Source organism: Vibrio pomeroyi, from assembly GCF_024347595.1.
Lineage (GTDB): Bacteria > Pseudomonadota > Gammaproteobacteria > Enterobacterales > Vibrionaceae > Vibrio > Vibrio pomeroyi.
On record NZ_AP025506.1, the window covers coordinates 2,626,064 to 2,648,393 of the forward strand.

General features: G+C 44.6%; 22 protein-coding genes. 12 read left to right on the top strand and 10 right to left on the bottom strand.

Annotated features, from left to right (window positions below; all coding sequences use genetic code 11):
- Positions 1-88: 88 nt before the first annotated feature.
- Both sppA and ansA read left to right on the top strand, forming a co-directional pair.
- Positions 89-1,939, top strand: coding sequence for a signal peptide peptidase SppA (gene sppA / locus OCV12_RS11400; RefSeq protein ID WP_261884699.1), 1,851 nt, complete (start codon positions 89-91; stop codon positions 1,937-1,939).
- Between the two features lie 118 nt (positions 1,940-2,057).
- The gene (gene ansA / locus OCV12_RS11405) at positions 2,058-3,074 is read left to right on the top strand and encodes an asparaginase (RefSeq protein ID WP_239847870.1); all 1,017 of its coding nucleotides are present in this window, start codon (positions 2,058-2,060) and stop codon (positions 3,072-3,074) included.
- Positions 3,075-3,217: 143 nt separating this feature from the next.
- Here ansA and OCV12_RS11410 read toward each other — a convergent pair whose 3' ends face one another.
- Positions 3,218-3,499, bottom strand: coding sequence for a YeaC family protein (locus OCV12_RS11410; protein WP_010437067.1), 282 nt, complete (start codon positions 3,497-3,499; stop codon positions 3,218-3,220).
- 113 nt (positions 3,500-3,612) lie between these two features.
- Here OCV12_RS11410 and OCV12_RS11415 point away from each other — a divergent pair, with 113 nt between their 5' ends.
- Positions 3,613-4,419, top strand: coding sequence for a DUF2989 domain-containing protein (locus OCV12_RS11415; RefSeq protein ID WP_261885955.1), 807 nt, complete (start codon positions 3,613-3,615; stop codon positions 4,417-4,419).
- A gap of 151 nt (positions 4,420-4,570) precedes the next feature.
- On the opposite strand, the gene msrB is transcribed toward OCV12_RS11415, so the two are convergent.
- Entirely contained in the window at positions 4,571-5,008 is a 438-nt protein-coding gene (msrB, locus tag OCV12_RS11420; RefSeq protein ID WP_239847922.1) for a peptide-methionine (R)-S-oxide reductase MsrB, read from the bottom strand.
- A gap of 319 nt (positions 5,009-5,327) precedes the next feature.
- Between msrB and gap the strand changes: the two genes are divergently transcribed.
- The 7 genes from gap (at position 5,328) to OCV12_RS11455 (ending at position 14,462) form a co-directional block, all read left to right on the top strand.
- Positions 5,328-6,323 (top strand): type I glyceraldehyde-3-phosphate dehydrogenase, encoded by a 996-nt coding sequence (gene gap, locus OCV12_RS11425; RefSeq protein ID WP_017630988.1) that lies wholly within the window; start codon positions 5,328-5,330, stop codon positions 6,321-6,323.
- Between the two features lie 243 nt (positions 6,324-6,566).
- Positions 6,567-7,457: a D-hexose-6-phosphate mutarotase gene (locus OCV12_RS11430; RefSeq protein WP_261884700.1), complete on the top strand. Its 891-nt coding sequence runs from the start codon at positions 6,567-6,569 to the stop codon at positions 7,455-7,457.
- Between the two features lie 297 nt (positions 7,458-7,754).
- Positions 7,755-9,791 carry a methyl-accepting chemotaxis protein gene (locus tag OCV12_RS11435; RefSeq protein WP_261884701.1) on the top strand — a complete coding sequence of 679 codons (2,037 nt, stop codon included), beginning with the start codon at positions 7,755-7,757 and terminating at the stop codon, positions 9,789-9,791.
- Between the two features lie 169 nt (positions 9,792-9,960).
- Positions 9,961-10,776, top strand: a complete 816-nt coding sequence (rlmA, locus tag OCV12_RS11440) for a 23S rRNA (guanine(745)-N(1))-methyltransferase (protein ID WP_261884702.1) — start codon at positions 9,961-9,963, stop codon at positions 10,774-10,776.
- 75 nt (positions 10,777-10,851) lie between these two features.
- The gene (locus OCV12_RS11445) at positions 10,852-11,811 is read left to right on the top strand and encodes a ChaN family lipoprotein (protein ID WP_261884703.1); all 960 of its coding nucleotides are present in this window, start codon (positions 10,852-10,854) and stop codon (positions 11,809-11,811) included.
- Positions 11,812-12,049: 238 nt separating this feature from the next.
- Positions 12,050-12,403 (top strand): hypothetical protein, encoded by a 354-nt coding sequence (locus OCV12_RS11450; protein ID WP_017630993.1) that lies wholly within the window; start codon positions 12,050-12,052, stop codon positions 12,401-12,403.
- A 172-nt stretch (positions 12,404-12,575) separates the two neighbouring features.
- Positions 12,576-14,462 carry a BCCT family transporter gene (locus tag OCV12_RS11455; RefSeq protein ID WP_239828828.1) on the top strand — a complete coding sequence of 629 codons (1,887 nt, stop codon included), beginning with the start codon at positions 12,576-12,578 and terminating at the stop codon, positions 14,460-14,462.
- 105 nt (positions 14,463-14,567) lie between these two features.
- Here OCV12_RS11455 and OCV12_RS11460 read toward each other — a convergent pair whose 3' ends face one another.
- Positions 14,568-15,005, bottom strand: coding sequence for a YcgN family cysteine cluster protein (locus OCV12_RS11460; RefSeq protein WP_017059388.1), 438 nt, complete (start codon positions 15,003-15,005; stop codon positions 14,568-14,570).
- Positions 15,006-15,164: 159 nt separating this feature from the next.
- On the opposite strand from OCV12_RS11460, the gene OCV12_RS11465 reads away from it, so the two are divergent.
- Together OCV12_RS11465 and aqpZ are read left to right on the top strand one after the other, a co-directional pair.
- The gene (locus OCV12_RS11465) at positions 15,165-15,413 is read left to right on the top strand and encodes a YkgJ family cysteine cluster protein (RefSeq protein ID WP_065677683.1); all 249 of its coding nucleotides are present in this window, start codon (positions 15,165-15,167) and stop codon (positions 15,411-15,413) included.
- 100 nt (positions 15,414-15,513) lie between these two features.
- Positions 15,514-16,203 (top strand): aquaporin Z, encoded by a 690-nt coding sequence (gene aqpZ / locus OCV12_RS11470; RefSeq protein ID WP_017099207.1) that lies wholly within the window; start codon positions 15,514-15,516, stop codon positions 16,201-16,203.
- An 83-nt stretch (positions 16,204-16,286) separates the two neighbouring features.
- Here aqpZ and recR read toward each other — a convergent pair whose 3' ends face one another.
- From recR to OCV12_RS11505, 7 genes are all read right to left on the bottom strand, one after another.
- Positions 16,287-16,886, bottom strand: coding sequence for a recombination mediator RecR (gene recR / locus OCV12_RS11475; RefSeq protein ID WP_019823189.1), 600 nt, complete (start codon positions 16,884-16,886; stop codon positions 16,287-16,289).
- A gap of 77 nt (positions 16,887-16,963) precedes the next feature.
- Complete coding sequence (locus OCV12_RS11480) at positions 16,964-17,293, bottom strand: YbaB/EbfC family nucleoid-associated protein (protein WP_017062338.1); 330 nt, start codon at positions 17,291-17,293, stop codon at positions 16,964-16,966.
- A gap of 152 nt (positions 17,294-17,445) precedes the next feature.
- Complete coding sequence (gene dnaX, locus OCV12_RS11485) at positions 17,446-19,710, bottom strand: DNA polymerase III subunit gamma/tau (RefSeq protein WP_261884704.1); 2,265 nt, start codon at positions 19,708-19,710, stop codon at positions 17,446-17,448.
- Between the two features lie 18 nt (positions 19,711-19,728).
- Positions 19,729-20,274, bottom strand: coding sequence for an adenine phosphoribosyltransferase (gene apt / locus OCV12_RS11490; RefSeq protein ID WP_019823185.1), 546 nt, complete (start codon positions 20,272-20,274; stop codon positions 19,729-19,731).
- 161 nt (positions 20,275-20,435) lie between these two features.
- Positions 20,436-20,807 carry a YbaN family protein gene (locus OCV12_RS11495; protein ID WP_029225617.1) on the bottom strand — a complete coding sequence of 124 codons (372 nt, stop codon included), beginning with the start codon at positions 20,805-20,807 and terminating at the stop codon, positions 20,436-20,438.
- Positions 20,808-20,881: 74 nt separating this feature from the next.
- Positions 20,882-21,019: a hypothetical protein gene (locus OCV12_RS11500; RefSeq protein ID WP_017067606.1), complete on the bottom strand. Its 138-nt coding sequence runs from the start codon at positions 21,017-21,019 to the stop codon at positions 20,882-20,884.
- Between the two features lie 148 nt (positions 21,020-21,167).
- Positions 21,168-22,271 carry a response regulator gene (locus OCV12_RS11505; RefSeq protein ID WP_261884705.1) on the bottom strand — a complete coding sequence of 368 codons (1,104 nt, stop codon included), beginning with the start codon at positions 22,269-22,271 and terminating at the stop codon, positions 21,168-21,170.
- Between the last annotated feature and the right edge of the window lie 59 nt (positions 22,272-22,330).

Sequence of the window (22,330 nt, forward strand, 5' to 3'; positions counted from 1 at the left end):
ATTATCGTAGGATACTAAGCAGTTCATATTATTGAGATTAATGGTACTACGGCTTGTTAAAGCGACGTGATCTCACTGCGGAGACAGAATGAAAAAAATATTCAAATTTATAGGCATGATCTTTAAAGGGATTTGGAAGCTCATTACGTTTGTGCGTCTTGCGCTTGTTAACATCATCTTTTTACTCAGTATTGCCATCATCTACTTTGTGTACTTCCACTCAGATACGGCTCAGCCAACGGTTCCACAACAATCGGCTTTGGTGCTCAACCTTTCTGGTCCGATTGTAGAACAAAGCCGCTATATCAACCCGATGGATTCCGTGACAGGTTCACTGCTTGGCAAAGACCTTCCAAAAGAAAACGTTCTGTTTGATATCGTTGAAACGATTCGCTATGCCAAAGATGACGAGAACGTAACGGGCATTGTATTAGCGCTTAAAGAGCTACCAGAAACTAACCTGACCAAGCTTCGTTATATTGCTAAAGCACTGAACGAGTTTAAAGCAGCGGGTAAGCCGATTTATGCGGTGGGTGATTTTTACAACCAGAGCCAATACTACCTAGCCAGCTACGCGACCAAAGTATACTTATCGCCAGATGGTGGTGTGCTTCTTAAAGGCTACAGCGCTTACTCGCTTTACTACAAAACCTTATTAGAGAAATTAGACGTGAACACCCATGTGTTCCGTGTAGGTACTTACAAGTCTGCCATCGAACCTTTCATTCGTGATGACATGTCAGACGCGGCAAAAGAATCGGCTTCTCGTTGGTTAGGCCAACTATGGGGTGCTTACGTTGATGATGTGAGCCATAACCGCCAAATAGACGCGAAAACGCTGAACCCAAGCATGGACACTTTCTTGAAAGAGCTTGAGTCTGTCGATGGTGATATCGCGAAACTGGCCGAAAAACTGGGCTTAGTGGATGAACTAGCGACCCGCCAACAAGTTCGACTAGAACTTGCAGACGTGTTCGGCAGTGACGGTCAAGACAGCTACAACGCATTTGGTTACTACGAATACCGTACAACTATGCTTCCAGACATGAACAGCGAATCACACGATGTTGCTGTGATTGTGGCAAGCGGTGCCATTATGGATGGTAAACAACCTCGCGGCACTGTTGGTGGTGATACCACCGCAGCCCTACTTCGCCAAGCTCGTAATGACGACAAAGTTAAAGCAGTTGTACTTCGTGTAGACAGCCCAGGTGGCAGTGCGTTTGCTTCTGAAGTTATTCGCAATGAAATCGAAGCGATCAAACAAGCAGGTAAACCGGTTGTGGTTTCTATGTCTAGCCTTGCTGCTTCTGGTGGTTACTGGATCTCGATGGGCGCAGACAAGATCTTAGCTCAACCGACCACGCTAACAGGCTCGATTGGTATTTTCAGCGTTATCACAACCTTTGAGAAAGGCTTGAACGATATCGGCGTTTACACCGATGGTGTAGGCACCTCACCTTTCTCTGGCCTTGGTATCACAACAGGCTTAACTGATGGTGCTAAAGACGCTTTCCAAATGGGTATTGAAAATGGTTACCGCCGTTTCATCAGCTTGGTTGGAGAAAATCGCGGTATGGACGTTAATGCTGTCGACGAAATCGCTCAAGGTCGTGTATGGACAGGTCAAGATGCAATGCAGAAAGGCTTGGTCGATGAGATTGGTGACTTTGACGATGCGATTGCAGCAGCGGCTTCACTTGCAGAGCTTGAAAGCTACAACATTTACTGGGTAGAAAAGCCACTTTCAGCAACTGAACAATTTATTCAAGAATTTATGAACCAAGTTCAGATGTCGATTGGGCTAGATATTCAGTCAATGATTCCAAGCAGTTTACAGCCTGTTACGCAGCAGTTAGCTCAAGATAGCCAACTATTAGGTAACTTTAACGACCCACAAGGCCGTTACGCTTTCTGCCTAAACTGCCAAGTTCAATAAGTTAAACCTATAAGTCATAAACCAAGAGGCGCCTGTGTGTTAGGCGCCTCTTTTTATTGCATGATAATTCGCTATAATCGCCCACCTGTTCCCTACATCACACTAAGTATTAATCGCCATGGAAAGAAAACACATCTATATCGCGTACACCGGCGGCACAATTGGCATGCAAAAGTCTATTGACCACGGTTATGTTCCAGTCGCAGGTTTCATGGATAAGCAGCTTGCTGGCATGCCTGAATTCCATCGCCCAGAGATGCCTGAATACACCATTCATGAATACTCTCCATTAATGGATTCATCAGATATGACACCATTGGATTGGCAGACTATCGCTGATGATATTCGCGCGAACTACGATAAGTACGATGGTTTCGTTATCCTGCACGGTACTGACACAATGGCCTACACCGCGTCTGCGCTGTCGTTCATGTTAGAAAACCTTGGCAAACCAGTGATTGTAACCGGCTCTCAGATCCCTCTGGCAGAGCTACGTTCAGACGGACAAGCAAACCTACTGAATGCACTGCACATTGCAGCTAACTACCCAATCAATGAAGTGACACTGTTCTTCAACAACAAGTTGATGCGTGGTAACCGCAGCACCAAATCTCACGCTGATGGCTTCAATGCGTTTACGTCTCCAAACCTAAATCCATTGCTAGAAGCGGGTATCAACATCCAAATTAGCAATAACGTTGTGGTAAATGAGCAACCTAAAGGTGCGTTCAAGGTTCATAACATTACTCCGCAACCTATCGGCGTAATCACTATGTATCCGGGCATCTCACACGAAGTGATCCGTAACACGCTACTACAGCCTGTTAACGCAATGATTCTGCTTACTTTTGGTGTCGGTAATGCCCCACAAAACCCAGAGCTACTTCAACACCTAAAAGACGCATCCGAGCGCGGTGTAATTGTGGTGAACTTAACTCAATGTTTGGCGGGTAAAGTGAACATGGGTGGTTACGCGACGGGTTGTGCACTTGCAGAAGCTGGCGTGGTGAGTGGCTATGATATGACACCAGAAGCGGCGCTGGCGAAGTTACACTACCTATTAAGCCAAAACCTAAGCTACGAAGAAGTGAAGACTCAGATGCAACAAGTGTTGCGTGGTGAGATGAGCTTATAAGCCTTCGCTTAAATGCGAGTAAACAGAACGCTTGAATGCGAATAAAACGGTTTAACGTGAACTAAATCGTTTTACTGCTTATAAATAAACGGCTTAACAGCAAAAGGGGTGGCACATTGCCACCCCTTTGTTGTAATTTAAGCTTAATGATTCGGGTTAACCCTAACAATATCTTCTTGGTCTGACTTAAACTGTTTCTTGAGTTCAGACTTAGATTTAAAGCTAATCTCACCACCAGCTGCAATTGTCATGTGCTGAGCTTCAGAGTTATGTTTAGATTGGTATAACATAACCGCCTGCATACACGAGTCGCGCTGTTCTTTTGAGAGCGCCGTACCTTCTGGCCATTTACCCGTCTCAACTGCGTAAGTTAAACGTTCGTAGACCTCGGGTGTCATTGCGCTAAGAAGTTGTTCTGCATCCATGGTAGAGCCTTAGTTTTAACAATTTTCACCAGAAAATAACCCGTAACAGAATTGAGTCAAGAACCTGACCGAAAATAAGTGTATTTGATCACAAGTGAAGGAATATGAAAATTATGAAATGGTTGGCGATGAGCCTATTGCCTTTCACTCTGGTTGGGTGTCTTGAAGGGAACAAAAATACCGATCAACTGTGCCAAAGTAACCCAGGGCTTCAGTGCGAACAGTTGAACATGAACGATGGGCAATGTCGTGTCGCACGTACCGACTTAATCTGGCATCGCTTTGAAGTTCAAAAGCAACCTACCGAAATCAACAAGATTAAAGAGTTCAAGTTAGTTACGGCTTATAAAAAATGCTTAGAGCTTGCTGCACAGATTGAAACGATTGACCAATCTAAACTGCAAGAACGCCGCTTTACCTCTTTAATGCACAGTATTGAAGAGTCTGAACGCATTGTTGAAGAGCTAGCTCAATCAGACACGCCTGAAACACTCTACTTCCTATGGTCACAAACTGGCGACACCAACGCAAGGCGCAGTTTCTTACAGTTAGAAGGAACAGAAGCATTAAACACGGCAGATATGCAATACGCCCTAGCCACCTTCTATACCACCAGAGATCATACTAAAACGCTTAAGCTGCTTAATAATGCCTTAACTTTGTCGAGCAACTCAGCCGTTAATACTGAGATCTTTAAGTCGATGGCCAGCATCAACCATAGTTTGGGCCATATGGAAAAAGCGTATGTCTGGGCAATGGTTGCCAAAGAGTTTGATGTACCAATTGCATCAGAAGCGGAACTGGCCGTTCTCTATCGTTTTGAAGATTCAAAATACAAACAGTTAAATAAAGACGCCGACAAAATTGTCGAAGCTATTGAGGATGGTGTCTACAGCCCAACGATCGTCCCGAGTTATTGATCGCACCGTCTATATACATAAAAAAACAGCTACCATCATGGTAGCTGTTTTTATTTGTACTAAAGTTAACTCTGAAATTCTGAAGTCTTGGGCAATTCAGTAATAGTCGATCAGCAAATGCGACCTGTAAGGATTAAACAATAGTTACAAGTTATTTCGTACTTTTGTCATTTTTGTTGAAAATTAACGACACCGAATTAACACAGAAACGTTCACCGGTTGTCTTCGGTCCATCAGGAAAAACGTGACCTAAATGGCTATCACAAGCGGTACAACGGATCTCTACACGCTTCATTCCGTGACTTAGATCCTCTATATAGCGTACAGCTTCGTCATTCACTGGTGCATCAAAGCTAGGCCAACCGCATCCAGAGTCGTATTTGTTATCCGACAGAAACAAAGGGCTTTCGCAACATGTACAGCTATAGACACCTGTGTCTTGGTTGTGTAGTAACTTACCGCTATATGGGGCTTCAGTACCACGTTGACGACATACTGCAAACTCGTCGTCTGATAGGCGTTCACGCCAGTATTCATCAGGCTTTATCATATTTCCTCCCTTTTGAATCACGTTAATATCTCTCCACATTCTCATTTATTATATTTACTTTTTTCTATAAAGGCTTGCATATGAGTCGTTTTGTAGCACATACTTTCTCACTAGAAAACATTGTACATATACACTCATAAGTGAATCATCATTTAGGGGTATTTTACCCAACTGGAAGGGTACAGAGCCACTCGCAATGGTCAATTTTCAACCACTTACACCCAATTGTTAAGAAAAGCGTCGCTTTTTTTTGACATTAAACAAGTTAAGTCGGATTATCTATTGCAGATGTATACTGGATTCTGTAATTTTACTACCAGTTATCTTTAATCAGAAATTAAGTTGTGGAGCAACTACAATGACTATCAAAGTAGGTATTAATGGTTTTGGCCGTATCGGTCGTTTCGTATTCCGTGCAGCGCAAGAGCGCAATGACATCGAAGTTGTTGGTATCAACGACCTTATCGACGTTGAATACATGGCATACATGCTTAAGTACGACTCAACTCACGGCCGTTTCAACGGTACTGTTGAAGTTGAAGGCGGTAACCTAATCGTTAACGGTAAAACTGTACGTGTTACAGCTGAGCGTAACCCAGAAGAACTTAAGTGGGACGCAATCAACGTAGACGTTGTTGCTGAAGCTACTGGTCTTTTCCTAACTGACGAGACTGCACGTAAGCACATCACTGCTGGTGCTAAGAAAGTTGTTCTTACTGGTCCTTCTAAAGATGCAACTCCAATGTTCGTAATGGGCGTTAACCAAGCATCTTACGCTGGTCAAGACATCGTTTCTAACGCTTCTTGTACTACTAACTGTCTTGCACCTATCGCTAAAGTACTTAACGATAAGTGGGGCATTGAGTCTGGTCTTATGACTACAGTTCACGCTACTACAGCAACTCAAAAAACTGTAGATGGCCCTTCTGCTAAAGACTGGCGCGGTGGCCGTGGTGCTTCTCAAAACATCATCCCATCTTCAACTGGTGCTGCTAAAGCTGTAGGCGTTGTTCTTCCAGAACTAAACGGCCTTCTAACTGGTATGGCTTTCCGTGTACCAACTGCTAACGTATCTGTAGTTGACCTAACAGTTAACCTAAAAGAAGCTGCATCTTACGAAGAAATTTGTGCTGCAATGAAAGAAGCTTCTGAAGGCGAAATGGCTGGCGTTCTAGGTTACACAGAAGACCAAGTTGTTTCTCAAGACTTCATCGGCGAAACTCAAACTTCAGTATTCGATGCTAAAGCTGGTGTTGCTCTAACTGACAAATTCGTTAAAGTTGTATCTTGGTACGACAACGAAATCGGTTACTCAAACAAAGTTCTAGACCTAATCGCTCACATCTCTAAGTAATTTCTTTTTAGAAATAGCTTTAGATAAGCATTAGCGAAGACTGTTTTGAGCAGACTTTGAAAAAGGCGACCTTAGTGTCGCCTTTTTAATACCTGCTATCTTTTAAACCGCGTCTATCTAACTTCATCGAGATAGCCCAAACGCAAAATTCAATTCTAATACTGACTCTTGCTTGTTACTCACGAAAGTACAAGCACCGCTCTAGTCAGCATTTGAATTCAATTTCCTTAGAAGGATCATGTAATGGATTTATCAACTCTACCTGCACTGGCTGTACTTTCTGACAACGTCACTATCGTTGAACACGAAGGTGTAAAACTGGTTCGCGTTATCCACGATAAAGCAAACGCAGCGATTTCACTGTTTGGCGGCCATGTTGTGTCGTTCCAACCGCAAGGCCAAGAAGACCTTATTTGGATGAGCCAACAAGCTAAGTTTGATGGCAAAACAGCACTGCGCGGTGGTATTCCAGTATGTTGGCCTTGGTTTGGCCGCATTGCAGCACCTGCACATGGTTTTGCTCGTTCAAGCGAGTGGCAATTAGTTGAGCACCGCGAAAGCGAAGCTGGTGTGATTGTAAGCTTAGGTCTTAAGCCTAGCGAAGAGACGCTGGCAGTATGGCCTCATCAGTTTGATGCACGTTTAAATATTGAGATTGGCGATGAGCTGAAAGTAACATTAGATGTGAAGAACACAGATTCTCAACCATGGACTTTCTCTGGCGCGCTGCACACTTACCTAAACGTCGGCGATATCCACAACACAACGACCACAGGTATGGGTGCTGAGTACATCGATAGCCTACAAGGTAGCAAGATCTGCCAAGGTGGTGCTGAACTTGTGCTAACCGATACGATTGACCGTGTTTACACTCAGCCAGAAGCGCAAATCTTTGTTGCTGACAAGAAGCTGGATCGTACTCTAACGGTTGAAAACCACGGCCATAACTCTGCAGTATTGTGGAACCCGTGGGCGGAAGGAGCTACTAGTATGGGCGACATGCAAGACGACGGTTACCTAACCATGCTATGTGTTGAATCAACACTGCACGCACCAAGCCTAGAAGCAGGCAAAACGTTACAGCCAGGTGAAAGTCACCAGCTGATTACGGTGCTCTCTTCAAACGAGGCTTAAAAATAAGCTCCTAAGTAATCTAGTTCGAAACAAAAATGCAGCCATATTGGCTGCATTTTTTTATCCGTCTAATCTCGCTCACACCTAAGCAACTGAATCTTTTCACCGAAATAGAATCCTCATCTGTTCAAATCAACGCCAGCTTACGATTTATTCATTTAATTTATAAATATAACTATCAATTCATTAATTCTTATCAATTACTACCGATAAATAAGTTCCTATGATAGAAAACTCAATAACAAATTTACCTAAAACCACTTAACAACACCTCAATGAAGACAGGATAGTGAATTCATGCTCGAGAAATACAAAAATCAAAGTGTTGGCTTCCAACTTAAGTTGGTCATTTTATTGTGCTTGCTTATCGCCTTTAGCTCGATAGCGACCCTCGTTTATCGTAATGCCTCACAGGTACTTTTAGAGAACACATTAAAGGAGCATCAATCAAAAGTAGAAGCGATGGCCAAAACCATATCCGGCCAATTTGACGCCTACCTGCATACCGCCAAAGTTTTAGAATCTACCTTTCGCAACGGTTACTTAGCAGGTGTTTACGTAGAAAACTATGATGTTGAGTTTAGCGGTCACTCCATACCAAACATGACTCAATATGGTGAGAGCCTGATCAACGATACCAAACTAGTGGATAGCTTTACCCGAGACACAGGAGCCGTTGCTACCCTATTTGCCCCATTTGGTGACGATTTTATCCGCGTATCTACCTCTCTAAAAAAACCTTCAGGCGAGCGTGTAGTTGCCACAACTCTCGGCAAAGATCATCCCGGTTACAGCAAACTGAAAAGTGGCCAACCTTATTACGCTCAAGTAAAACTTTTCGGTCAACGCTACATTACCTATTACGCGCCTCTTATGAACGCACAAGGTAAGGTCAATGGTGTATCCTTTATCGGCTTACCGGTTGAGGAAGCAACACAAAGCCTGTTTGAATCTTTGCGCTCGGTATCATGGGGCGATACTGGTTACACCATCATTGTTGATAATGAGCAAGAGCACCAAGGCCAGTACTTACTGCACCCTACTCACGCTGGCGGCGGTAAATCGATAATTGACGTTGCTGATTACGACGGGAATAAACCTTTCTACCAGATATTCGAACAATCATCTGGATTGATTCGATACCCATATAAATTCCAAGAAACGGTTGGTGAAAAGTACCTGGTATATACCGAAGTTCCCGGTTGGGACTGGAAACTACTTGGCGGTACATTCATTAAAGAGGTGACCAAGGGCAGTGACGATCTGCTAAAACTTATCGCGATCATTTCGGCCTTGATTGCCGCCGCGACAATCGTAGCGTTAACCTTCGTATTGAATCGCACGCTCACGCCGCTAACGACTTTAAACGAATACATGCTTCGATTAGGTAAAGGTGAAGTCAGCCTGCACATTCCAAACACCGGCAAGCAAACTAAAAACGAGATCAGCAACCTTAATACTGGCGTTGCAACTATGGCAGCTCAGCTGAACACCCTAGTAGGCGAGATTCGCGCGACCAGCGATCAAGTCCAAAACAGCTCGAGCAGTGTGTCACAAGATGCCAGCCACAACTTAACGCAGTCTGACCGCCAACAGGCGCAAGTGGAACAAGTGGTGACAGCAATCGAAGAGATGGCGACCTCTGCGGAATCCGTAGCACAGCAAGTCAATAGCATTGCTGAAAACGTTCGACTTGCGAATGAAGACAGTCAACAAGGTCTAGAGGTGGTTGAGGGAGTATGTATCGATGTTGCTCAGTTAAATGACCAACTCGATAAATCTGCATCTGCCATCGAGCAAGTAAGTGCAGACAGCGAAAGCATACAAACCGTCACTAAGATGATCGACGATATCGCCGAGCAAACTAACCTGTTAGCGCTAAACGCTGCGATCGAAGCCGCACGTGCAGGTGAACAAGGCCGTGGTTTTGCTGTTGTTGCTGATGAAGTAAGAACACTCGCTCATCGTACTCAAACATCAGTGCAAGACGTAGTAAGCATCATCGAGAAGCTAAAGTCTTCGACCAACAATGCCGTGAACTTGATGACACAAAGCCAATCAAATGCCAACCAAGTACTTGATAAAGCGCAAGAAGCGGGTACGGCATTGGAGTCTATTGCTTCTCAAGTTGAGTCAATCGCTTCTCAAGCTGAAACAATTGCTGCTACATCAGAGGAGCAAGCTCAGGTTTCTCAAGAAATTGCGGCCAACGCGCATGCGATAAGCGACCTCAACCAACAAAGCCGTGAGACCAGCGCTCAGACATCTCGAAGTGCTGATGAGCTTCAAAAGCAAGCGGAATCGTTGAAAAATCAAGTGAACTTCTTTAGCTAATTATTAATAGACGTTCCATTAAACAACTCACTAAGCATCAATAGAGCCAGCCATCGTTGGCTCTATCTCTTCATGAATTATCACTAGCTAAGACAACTGCGTTTATTCTAGCGCCCCACTATGCTTCCTGTTAAAATTTTGGACTTGAAATTTCTACCTCGAGTTCGCAATGACTTACCAATGCCCTTTGTGTCACCAACCTTTATCTCAACACGATCGTACGTTTAAGTGTGAAAAGAACCATCAGTTCGACCTAGCGAAAGAAGGCTATGTCAATTTGATGCCAGCACACCACAAACGCTCAAAAGATCCAGGTGACAATAAAGAGATGATGCAGGCACGTCGTCGCTTCCTTGAAGGCAACCATTACGCTCCAATGCGCCAAGCAGTCGTTGGCTTATGCTCTAGCTACCTGCCAGACGCTGACCCTAGCCTGTTGGATATTGGCTGTGGCGAAGGGTATTACACCAACGAAATCGCGTTGAACCTTCAAAATAAAAACGGCGCGATTTTTGGCCTAGATATTTCTAAGATTGCTATCAAATACGCCGCTAAGCGCTACCCTGCTGTCGACTTCTCTGTTGCCTCTAGTCATCGTCTACCCTTCGCTGAAAACAGCTTAGACGGCATTCTACGCATTTATGCACCATGTAAGGCAGAAGAGCTCCAACGTACCATCAAAGACAATGGCGTCGTGATCACCGTGACACCAGCCAGTCGACACCTATACCAACTGCGTGATGCGATTTATGACGGCGTTCGCTTGCATGACGAAGATCCAGAAGTGATCGAAGGTTTTACGCTTGAGCACCAAGAGCAACTAAACTATATGATGGAACTATCGGGGTCAGATGCATTCGACCTGCTACAGATGACGCCGTTTGCTTGGAAAGCGACAGAGGAGTTTAAACAACAACTCACCAAAGCTGAGCAATTCAACTGTGAAGCGGACTTTATGCTGAGAGTGTATCGCAAACAGATTTAACTGATATTGATTATCGTTTGCATTGAAATGTCATCTTGCCTCCTTTAATATGCGTGTTCTTCAAGGAGGCATTTCATGCAACGTATTATTCTTATCGGATTAGCTACCCTGCTTACGGCTTGTGCTAATCAACCTTCAAACAGCACTTCTCAACAAGTGGCTAACACGCAAACGGACACCGTTTCCACATTCTATGATTACCAGTTTGCGTCTCCACAAGGTGAAACGCTTTCTCTCAATGCTTTACCCGAACAGTTGATTGACGCTGATGTGATCCTTATTGGCGAATGGCACACTCACTCGGCAATTCATCGTTTCCAAACCGACTTCTTAAAAGCGCGCCGCAACGCAACATCAAACATTGCGCTTTCAATGGAACAGTTCACTCGAGAACATCAAGACACGCTAAACCAATACTTAAACGGTGAAATTGGTGAGCAAGTGCTTATCTCCAAGGCAGCTGCTTGGCCAAATTACGAAAGTGATTACCGCGCACTGGTTGAGTTTGCTAAAGCGAATGATTTAGATGTTATCGCAGCAAACGCTCCAAAGCCTTTCGTTCAGTGTATTGGCCGTAAGGGATTACCTTACCTAGAACAGCTTTCTTCAGAACAACGAAATTGGGTTGCGACTGAGGTTAATATTGGCGATAGCCCTTACAAAGAAAAGTTCATGGCTTCCATGCATCACGGTACGCCAGAGCAAACAGAAAAGCAGTTTGCCGCTCAGGTTACGTGGGACGAGACCATGGCTGAATCGATTGTTAATTACCTAGCGTCAAATCCAAATAAGCAAGTAATTCATGTAGCAGGCAAGTTCCACACTGAAGGTGGCTTAGGCACGGCGGCTTCGATTCTACGTCGTAACCCAGATCTAAAAGTAGCAGTTATTAGCCCGGTTGCTGAGTTCTCATCGGATACGACTGATTACCAACTAAAAGTACTTTCTCCACCGGCACGCTTTGTTCAAAAAGAGAACCGAATGAAGGCATACAAACACCTATCTAAGCGTGGTGCCGATCTTAAGTGCGATTAAACTCGCGATTCAGACTTAAGCTTATTTTAAGTTTAAGTCTGACACCTTAAGAATTTGCTCAAAAACGCTCCAAGACAAATATAAATATCGGCATAGGAATTGCTTAAATACCAAGCAGTTTTGATTAAGCAGAAGTAAATGTAATGTGCGAATAAAAAACATCACTATCGATGATTAATTGCACAAGTTTTTCACACCTCTGCCGATACTATATTTAAGGATAGGTAAGGAGAGCGATATGACGCCAGTAGGAACGAGTAACACTCAGCTGTATTCACCGTCGCAAATGAACACACAAACCAAGAGTACCGAAGCTGAAAAGCCCGCCCCTCTTAAGGTTGAGCAAAATACCGTTAAGCTCTCTGATGAGGGCAAAGCCCTATTATCGGCTCTTAAAGAGATCGATAAAGAAGCGAAGAAAATCGAAGCGGAAAACGAAACCGTGACCGATAAGGTTGAGTCATTTGCTCACGGCGCACTAGGTATGGATCACCCTGATAAGATTGAAGAAGAAGACGATGGTTCTTATTCAGCAGGGCAATACCTGTCCGCAGCGGCAACCGTTGGTGGCATTCTTCTCGCTCTGATTTAACGTTACCCTCACTCTACACTATCCCTTCCACTGCCCTCTTTTGCATTGGCACCTCATGCCTTGCCTATTACTCTTTGCCAAAAGCAATTTGTCGTCACGACAATAGACCCGATTTGTTCTAAAAAACGAGTTCACTTCATAATTCCTCTCTCATTTTAATGGAATAATACTCGTGAAAAACACTTTTGAGCTTATTGATAAGCCAACCTTCTTTGGTGCTATTGCACTCCTACTCACGATAGTTTTCCCGCTCATTTTGTTCCCGACTCAGGGTGCAGACTGGATTGCGGTTGCGAAAACATTCATGACTGATCAACTAGGATTTCTATATCTTGCGCTAGGTCTCGCGGCTTGTGCATTTATGGTTTACGTTGTGTTCAGTGATATGGGACAGATTAAACTGGGCGAAGCTGATGAAGAGCCTGAATTCAAAACTGCATCATGGGCAGCAATGCTATTTTGTGGTGGTATCGGTGCAAGTATCTTGTACTGGGGCTGTATTGAGTGGGCTTACTACTACCAATCACCTCCTTTCCAACTAGAGCCGGGCAGTGAAGAGGCAGTTCGTTGGGCAGCAACTTACGGTTTGTTCCACTGGGGACCAATTGCTTGGTCTATCTACCTAATCCCTGCAATTCCTATTGCTTACTTTTTCTACGTACGTAAACAGCCTGTTCTAAAGATCTCTAGCGCGTTAATGCCAGTTCTTGGTGAGCACCGCAGTAAAGGCGTACCTGGAAAAATCGTCGATATCCTTTTCATTTTCGGTCTACTTGGCGGCGCAGCAACAACATTAGGTTTAGCCGCTCCTCTTATTACTGAAGGTCTGAATCACCTATTCGGTCTACCTAAAAACAACCTAACGCAAGTGATGGTGCTTTTAGTTTGTACTGCGATTTTTGCTTACTCTTCTTATGCTGGATTGGAAAAAGGCATCAAGATCCTAAGTAATATCAACTTCTGGGGTGCTATGGGTCTGTTGGTTTTCGTACTGATTGCGGGTCCAACTATCTTCATGCTTGAAACCGGTCTAGATTCAATTGGTCGTCTACTGTCTAACTTCTTCGTGATGGCGACATGGGCGGAACCATTTGGTGGCTACGGTACATTTGAAAACACCCACTTCCCACAAGACTGGACAATTTTCTACTGGGCATGGTGGCTAGTATTTGCACCGAGTATGGGTCTATTTGTTGCGCGCATTTCTCGCGGCAGAACCATCAAACAAATGGTGTCAGGTTCGATCTTCTTCGGTTCACTGGGTTGTTTCTTATTCTTCATGATTCTAGGTAACTACGGCTTATCACTTCAGCTTTCTGGTGAATTAGATGTAGTTGCAATTCTAAATGCTGAAGGCGCAACCAAAGCAATCTTCTCAATGCTAGCGCAGTTGCCGATGAGCACTCTAGTTATCGCAGTATTCACTTTGCTTTGTATCATCTTTACAGCAACGACGTTTGACTCTATCTCATACATCCTTGCATCTGTGGTTCAAAACAATGTGACTGAAGAGCCAATGCGTTGGAACCGTATGTTCTGGGCATTCACTCTGTCGTTCTTACCAACGATTCTGATGTTCCTGGGTGGCCTAAGTACACTACAAACTGCAGCAATTGTTGGTGGTTTACCGTTATTGGCTATCTCTGTGATGCTGATGATATCTGCAGTTCGTGCAACTAACCTCGACCTGCGCCATCAAGACGCGTACATCGAACCAACGATTAACATCGAAGAACTGCCAGACATGGATCCATGGTCTGCAGAAGGTATGGCGTTGGCTCAATTTGAGAAAGAAAGAGATGCAGCACAAGAAGCCGCAGAACTTGAGCGTGTTGCTTACACAGAACTTGCCGCAGTGAAAAAAGAAATTCGCGCTTATGTGTTAGAGCAAGGTTCGCAAATGGAAACTCACGAGTTACCAGAGAACCTACAACAAGCACTTGAGCAGGCCGAGAGTAATCTTAGTGCCGCACAAGCGAAAAAGATCGAGTTATCTGAGCAAGCTCAGAATGCTCGTATCACGTTCAATCAGGTGGTTGCAGACTTACCGCTTGCTTGACATTAGCCATGACGCAGTCCATTGATTTGGACCCTCCTAAATACGACAAAGGCTCACAGAAATGTGAGCCTTTTTTTATTCGGGTCATTTGCTACTAATAAGTAACTAACGGTTCGGGTGGTTTAAGATGTGGTCTTCCCAATCGACAACATCAATTTCGTATACCACTTTGTTACGAACGCTTTCACCTGCTGCATGCATCTCTGTTTTTGATCCGGTGATCAATGGGTGCCACTCAGGAATCGGTTTAGATTCTGATAGAAGACGGTAAGCACAAGTGTCTGGTAACCAGTGAAACTCATCGATCTTGTCACGAGTTAGCTTCAAACACTCTTCACCTGAAGTGAAGCGGTTTGGGTAATCTTTACATGAACATGTTTTGTCGTTTAACCAGCTACACGCCACGTTGGTGTAGTACACTTCATCGCTATCTTCATCCATTAGCTTATGTAGGCAACACTTACCACAGCCGTCACACAGTGATTCCCACTCATTCTCGGTCATCTGCTCTAGTGTTTTTTCTTGCCAAAATGGATTCGTCATAGGATTACTTCTTACTCTTTTACTGGGGTGCGTGTTATACCGCTAGCCCATAAAAAGTTCAAGGATAATAATTGTTCATTCTTTGATCCAATCAATAGCTGTCACTCCCATTATTTTTTGCTACTATCGCGCACCCTGTTATTTAGTGAGTTTAATTTGATGGAATGTCGTTTAGGTTGTGGAGCTTGTTGTATCGCTCCAAGTATTACATCTGCTATTCCTGGAATGCCTAATGGCAAGCCTGCAGGCGTGCGTTGCATTCAATTAAATGAACAAGATCTGTGTAAGTTATTCGGTCAAGCTTCACGCCCTAAAGTGTGTCATCAATTCAAAGCCTGCCCTGTCATTTGTGGTAAGACCGACCAAGAAGCCCTTGATAACCTGATCGAATTAGAAGCAATTACCTAAGCATATTTACCCTTTTCTACCTCCTATATGCCCAAGATTTCACAAAGTTGCGAAATCTAAACTATCTTGTTGATACTGGTACAGATTAATAAGGATCGTTATGAATAGGTATATCGCAGAAATGTTTGGTACGTTTTGGTTGGTGTTGGGTGGTTGTGGTAGTGCCGTCTTAGCCGCTGCTTTTCCCGATGTAGGAATTGGCTTACTCGGAGTCTCTCTTGCCTTTGGTTTAACTGTGCTCACTATGGCTTTTGCTATTGGCCACATATCCGGTTGTCACCTTAACCCTGCCGTTACTATCGGCCTTTGGAGTGGCGGGCGCTTCGATGCCAAAGATGTCGCACCTTATATTATTGCCCAAGTGATTGGCGGTATTATCGCAGGTGGCGTGTTATTTGTGATTGCTTCAGGCCAAGCTGGCTTTGATGCTGCTGCCTCTGGCTTTGCTTCCAATGGTTATGGAGAACACTCACCGGGCGGCTACTCGCTCACAGCGGCTCTCGTTTGTGAAGTGGTCATGACCATGGTGTTCCTATTCGTGATTATGGGCGCGACGGATTCAAAAGCACCTGCTGGGTTTGCTCCTATCGCAATTGGTCTCTGTCTAACCTTAATCCACCTTATCAGTATCCCTGTAACGAACACCTCTGTGAACCCCGCTCGAAGTACCGGCGTGGCTGTATTTGTTGGTGATTGGGCAGTTTCGCAACTATGGCTATTCTGGATTGCACCAATTATCGGTGCCGTGATTGGCGCGATGATATACAAAGCAGTGAGAGGTTCAGATTAAGCTCAGAGAAGTGTTTTGAAATAGAAACCTTTGAAAGCCATAAAAGAAAAAGCCGCTTAGTGATGATTCACCAAGCGGCTTTTTTAGATCTTATGACGACCGAGTAAGGAGTGCGAAAGCGTGGTGCCATCCACCAGCTCTAGCTCACCACCAACGGGAACACCATGGGCGATACGGCTTGCGTTCACTTCATGGGCATTACATAGCTCTGCAATGTAGTGCGCTGTCGCTTCCCCTTCAACTGTCGGGTTGGTCGCTAGGATTACTTCAGAGATATCACCACGGCGTAAGCGGTAGTCCAGAACATCGAGACCGATATCACTTGGACCAATACCATCAAGTGGTGAAAGGTGACCCATAAGCACAAAGTAACGACCAGAATATTGGCCAGTTGCTTCGATAGCTGCAATGTCTGCAGGGCTCTCTACTACACAGATTTGACCATTTTCCTGACGTTTAGGATTGGTACAAATGTGGCAGGTATCTTCTTCAGTAAAAGTACGGCACTCATTACAGTGACCAATTTCGGTCATTGCTTGGCTAAGAGCTTCAGCCAACTGTAGGCCGCCTTTTCTATCGCGCTGTAACAAATGAAAGGCCATACGCTGCGCCGACTTGGGGCCAACCCCAGGTAGACAACGTAAGGCCTCCATCAAATGCTCCAGCATATGACTGGTACGCATATTTAACCGTTCTAATTTTCAAGTAACGATTTACTCAAGATAAACCGCAGCTTGAATAAACCTTTAGAAATAGTTTCTTAGAAAGGCATCTTCATACCTGGTGGAAGTTGCATTCCGCCAGTTACGCTAGCCATTTTCTCTTTTTGAGTTTCTTCAACGCGACGAGCCGCATCGTTAAAAGCAGCAGCGATAAGATCTTCAAGCATCTCTTTATCGTCTTCCATTAGGCTTTCATCGATATCAACACGGCGAACGCTGTGGCTACCAGTGATCGTTACTTTTACAAGGCCAGCACCTGACTCACCTGTAACTTCCATATTTGCGATTTCTTCTTGAAGCTTTTGCATGCGCTCTTGCATTTGCTGGGCTTGCTTCATCATGTTGCCCATACCGCCTTTACCAAACATGTTAATACTCTCTGGTCTAATTGGTTTATTAAAATTAATTAAGCTATACGTGCTTAAATGGGGGTTAAGCCAGTGCGATTCAACCCCTCGATGTTCAGTTCTCAGATTTGCTTGTCTGGGATGATATACAAGTCACTAAACGAGAAAATGTTCTAGATAGGACGAACGCTGTCTCTGTCGAGTTCTGCAGCAAAACGTCTTTCGATAAACTGTACGTTGGCATCGTTTTCCAAACTGGTAAACGCGTCTTTCAACTTACCTTGGTACAACCTTTCTCGTAATTCTAGTGGCGTTTCTCCACCATCACCGATTTCAACACTCAAATGACACTCTTCTCCGAGCACAGTATTGAGCGACTGTAATAGTTCGCTCTGTGCGCGGTCCGTATTCAAGTGAGCTTGGCTCGCTCTTAACGTTAAAGTGATTGATGTGTCGTTTTTAGCAAACACTGAGTTCAATGCTAACTGTTCAACAAGCTTGGCTGTCTCTAGCTTTTGAATCGTGGCGGACCATTCATCTTGAGCAATCGACTCTTGTAGCAATTTATCGACCATTTCTGGTGTCTTAATATGCTCTAACGCACGCTTGATCTGAGTAGGTGTAAGCTCTTTGCTCACCTCTTTCACTACAGGTTTAGACGGTTTCCAGCGATAAGGTTCATTATCATTGGTTACCTTTTCTGCAGAAGAGGCAGATAAAGAAGCTGGCGACACCCGCTCAGAACCACCGTGTTGCTGAGCAACTCGGTCAAGAACTGAAGTTTTAGCTGGTGTCGCTTTAGCCTTTTTTGGCGCTGAACCTTTGTTTTCCGGCGCCGCACTGCCTCTACGCTGAGAACGCAATTGGTGGCGTAAACCACTGACAGGCGAAGCAGGTCGTTCTGATTGTCCTTGCGGAGCAGCAGAAGCAGGTGGCGCAGAAGGCGCAACGTTCTGTGGCTGAGCAGGAGCTTGATTCTGATAATTCGCTTGTTGAGGCTGCTCTGCACCGTAGCTAGGACGTTCGTCATAAGCCGGTGGTGCATCATACTGACTGTGTGGGTAATCCTGCTCAGGATAACCTTGGTTGCCTGAATGGTCAGCGTAACCTTGCGAATCTGAATACTGTGCCGGACTCTGCTGCGGAGCCTGTTGTACGTGTTGCTGCGGCATAGCTTGCTGTTGAGGCGCCTGTTGTTGCATCTGAGGCTGTCTCGGAGCTGCCATTGGCGCAGGTTGGCTCACAGGTTGAGCAACGCCCTGAGCTTGAGCTTGAGCTTGAGCTTGAGCTTGAGCTACTGGTGCTGGCGCAGTGTTTGTCGACTGAGTCGAGATTGCTGTTGCAACCGTTAGTGCAGCAGGTCTAAAGGCCAACATGCGTAAAACTACCATCTCAATACCAACACGAGCGGTTGGCGACAACGGTAAGTCTTCGCGACCTTTCAACACGATCTGGTAATAAAGCTGAATGTCTTGAGGGCTTAGTGCCTTACTCAACAGTTCTAGCTTCTCAGCATCCGGCTGTGCTTTATCTAATGTTGACGGCAGAGCTTGGAACATCGCCAAACGATGCAGTTGAGTCGCAAGCTGATTCAACAAACCATCCCACTCTACACCATTCTCAGCAAGATTCTGAATACAGGCCATTGCCAGTTGAGGCTGCTTACTGCTGATCGCTTCAAGCAAGTGAATGGCTTGGTCGGTGTCTAGCGTGCCGAGCATGTGAGCCACGGTGTCTGTCACAACATTGCCGTTGCCTAATGCAATAGCTTGATCCGTTAAACTCAGAGCATCACGCATACTGCCGTCAGCAGCATGAGCAATCATCCCAAGCGCACGAGATTCAGACGTCACATTCTCTTGTTCAAGAATGTGGTCAAGCTGTTCGTGAATATTATCAACGCTGATCGGCTTAAGATGAAACTGCAGACAACGCGACAAAATCGTCACAGGAAGCTTTTGTGGATCGGTCGTTGCGAGCAAGAATTTCACATACTCAGGCGGTTCTTCTAACGTCTTTAGAAGCGCGTTGAAACTGTGCCTAGAAAGCATGTGTACTTCATCGATAAGGTAAACCTTGAAGCGACCACGTGCCGGCTTGTACTGAACATTGTCCAGAAGCTCGCGGGTATCTTCTACCTTTGTACGTGATGCCGCATCAATCTCTAGCAGGTCAACAAAACGACCTTCGTCGATCTCTTTACAGGTTGCACATTCACCACAAGGGGTTGAGGTAATGCCTGTTTCACAGTTGAGTCCCTTAGCAAACAAACGGCCGATGGTTGTTTTACCAACACCTCGTGTACCGCTGAACAGGTATGCATGGTGCAACCTATTCTGGCTAAGGGCATTCTCTAGTGCTGTTAAAACATGGGCTTGACCAACCACTTCTTTGAATTTGGTTGGTCGCCATTTTCGCGCTAACGCAAGATAGCTCATGAATAATTCCGAAAAGGATTAGTGACCGTCGAATTCGCAGATGCTAAACACTTCTAGACCTAAGCCTTGTAAGCGCTTGTCACCACCGATTTCTGGAAGGTTAATAACAAATGCAGCGTGCTCTACCACACCACCTAGCTGACGAATCAACTTTGTTGTTGCTTCAATCGTACCGCCCGTTGCTAGCAAATCATCAACCATCAACACTTTATCGCCTTCAACGATAGCGTCAGTATGGATTTCTAGCGTATCTGTGCCGTACTCAAGCTCATAAGATTGTGCCACCGTTTCACGAGGCAGTTTGCCCGGTTTACGAACAGGAATGAAACCAACACCTAGCTCTAGTGCCAAAGGCGCACCAAATAAGAAACCACGAGCTTCAGTACCAACGATCTTAGTAAAGCCCATGTCCTTATATGTTTCCGCTAGCAGGTCGATAGTCGCTTTGTAAGCCGCTGGGTCTTCCATCAAGCTTGTTACGTCACGGAACAAAATACCTGCTTTAGGGTAATCAGGAATGCTTTTGATGCTTGCTTTGATCAGAGAGATTTTTTCTGTGTTCATAATCTTATGCACTTCATTAGGCCGCTTTCCAAACTCTCGTTAACGAATCAAACATCAACGCTTGGAATTAAGGAAAGGTACGATTGGTATTCATTGCAACGAGAGTCATAACTCTGATTGCTGAAATAATAAACGCCCGCTATACAAGCAGGCACACTGGCTTAATGGTAGTGATTTTCTTTGCTGTCAGCAACCAACTCATGGGTTGGAAGTCGCATAAACCATGTGAGAAGAATAACAAGTACACAAATTAGGAAAGCCTTGACCCAAATGATAGGGGCAAAGTAGATGGATAACGCAAAACTCAACAAGATAAAGAATACGCCACGCGTTTTAACTTGTTTGGTGACGGCGCCATGTTGGTACCAATTGTTCAGTAAAGGACCCAGCGTTTTGTGCTCGTGCATCCATTTATGAACTTTCGGATTACTTCGCATGAAGCATGCGCTAGCAAGAAGGAGAAAAGGAGTGGTTGGCAGAACAGGTAAAACTATCCCTAGAACTGCGAGAAATATGCAAAGGCCACCAGCTATATTCAGGCTTAAAACTCGAACGCTAATTGTGGCCTCCTTGAGTCAGCTATCACCAGTCTGCGATGACAGCTTAACTAGAATGTTGCGTAACCATTGAATACTCGGATCAACGTAAGTGTTGCTGGTAGCAATGGAATCATTAAAAATGCGGCTAAAAATCCTAAAAAGTAGAATACATTAAACGGGTCTTGAAAGTCTTTGTTATCTGCCATGATTGCTTCTTGTTTTTGTTAGTAAAGGTAAGTATCTGGCGAACCAAACCCGCTTTGCTAAATCAACATTTAACAAAAAAGGCATAGCCACACCATTTGCGCAACTATACCTTAATCAATTATTCACAAAAACCGAGGAAATATAGGGTTAATCGGTAGACCCTTGGTGTATGTCTAAACTAAAACTCGCTGCTCCAAGCAGACTTAATGAAAGTTGGCAGCCTTGCTCAATCGGCAAGTCTCTCGTAATGAAATTCTTCTTACAGTTTTCGCCTAAGCGCTCACCTGCGGCAATGTGTTGATTCATCTCACCATTCGACCAACGTCCATCTAAACCCGCCGGTAAAATAGAGATGGTACCCTCAGCAAGATTGGCAACACCAAATAACGCATTAACGGCCGTGGCACATTTAGAGCACTCAATCCCCTTCTCTAAAATTTCGGCAATATCTTTGAGATCAACATTAAAATCTTTTCGATTTCTTATGTAATCGTGGAATAAGGCTCTCACCAACAGTGTTGACGCTGAACTGCCATTATCAGAAGAAGACGAATCGACGAGGTAAAAGGCAAACTGCCCATTCATCATCCAAGCGTAATCAAACACGAGTGGCATCATCTCTGTTGATTGCAGCAGTCGGTAACTACAACGCCATGAGCCTTGTCTTGTGTCTTTTTCAGGAAGCAAGGCATGCAGTAAGTCTTTTGCCGCGCTCGGGTTATCTTGTAGGTAGTTAAGATGCCAATGCAGTTCCTGGTCTTCAGGGATCTCTCCTCCGTCATCCACACAGAACCATTGGCTTGAAAAATCTCGCTGGTCTGAAATATTGTCGAATGAATCTTTTAACGTATTCGCTATCGCGCTTCCTAAGTGACCGTGATCCTCTAAAGGTTTTGCCAAAAAGTCTTTAATACCAAATCGTAATGCTTTCGCCACATCAGACATGTCGTCGGTAGCAGACACAACGATCATAGGCAGTGACGGATATTCTAAACTGAGCTCTTCTACTAGCTCGATGCCGTCCAGGATCGGCATTGATAAGTCACACACAATTAAATCTGGTGCTGAGTCTCTAAGTTTCTGCAGAGCGTCCAGCCCATTTTCAGCCTCAACCACTTTATAACCAATCTTGTCTAAATACGCGCTGGTTATACGGCGAAAAATAGGATCATCATCAACCAACATTACGCATTTTTGGTTAATTACTTCCTGAGCCGAGGTCATTACTGGCTGACTGTGAGTTTTGTACATAATCTATAACCTCACAAAACTAAGTCGAATTATTATTGTTATCTGTTCTAAGAACTAAT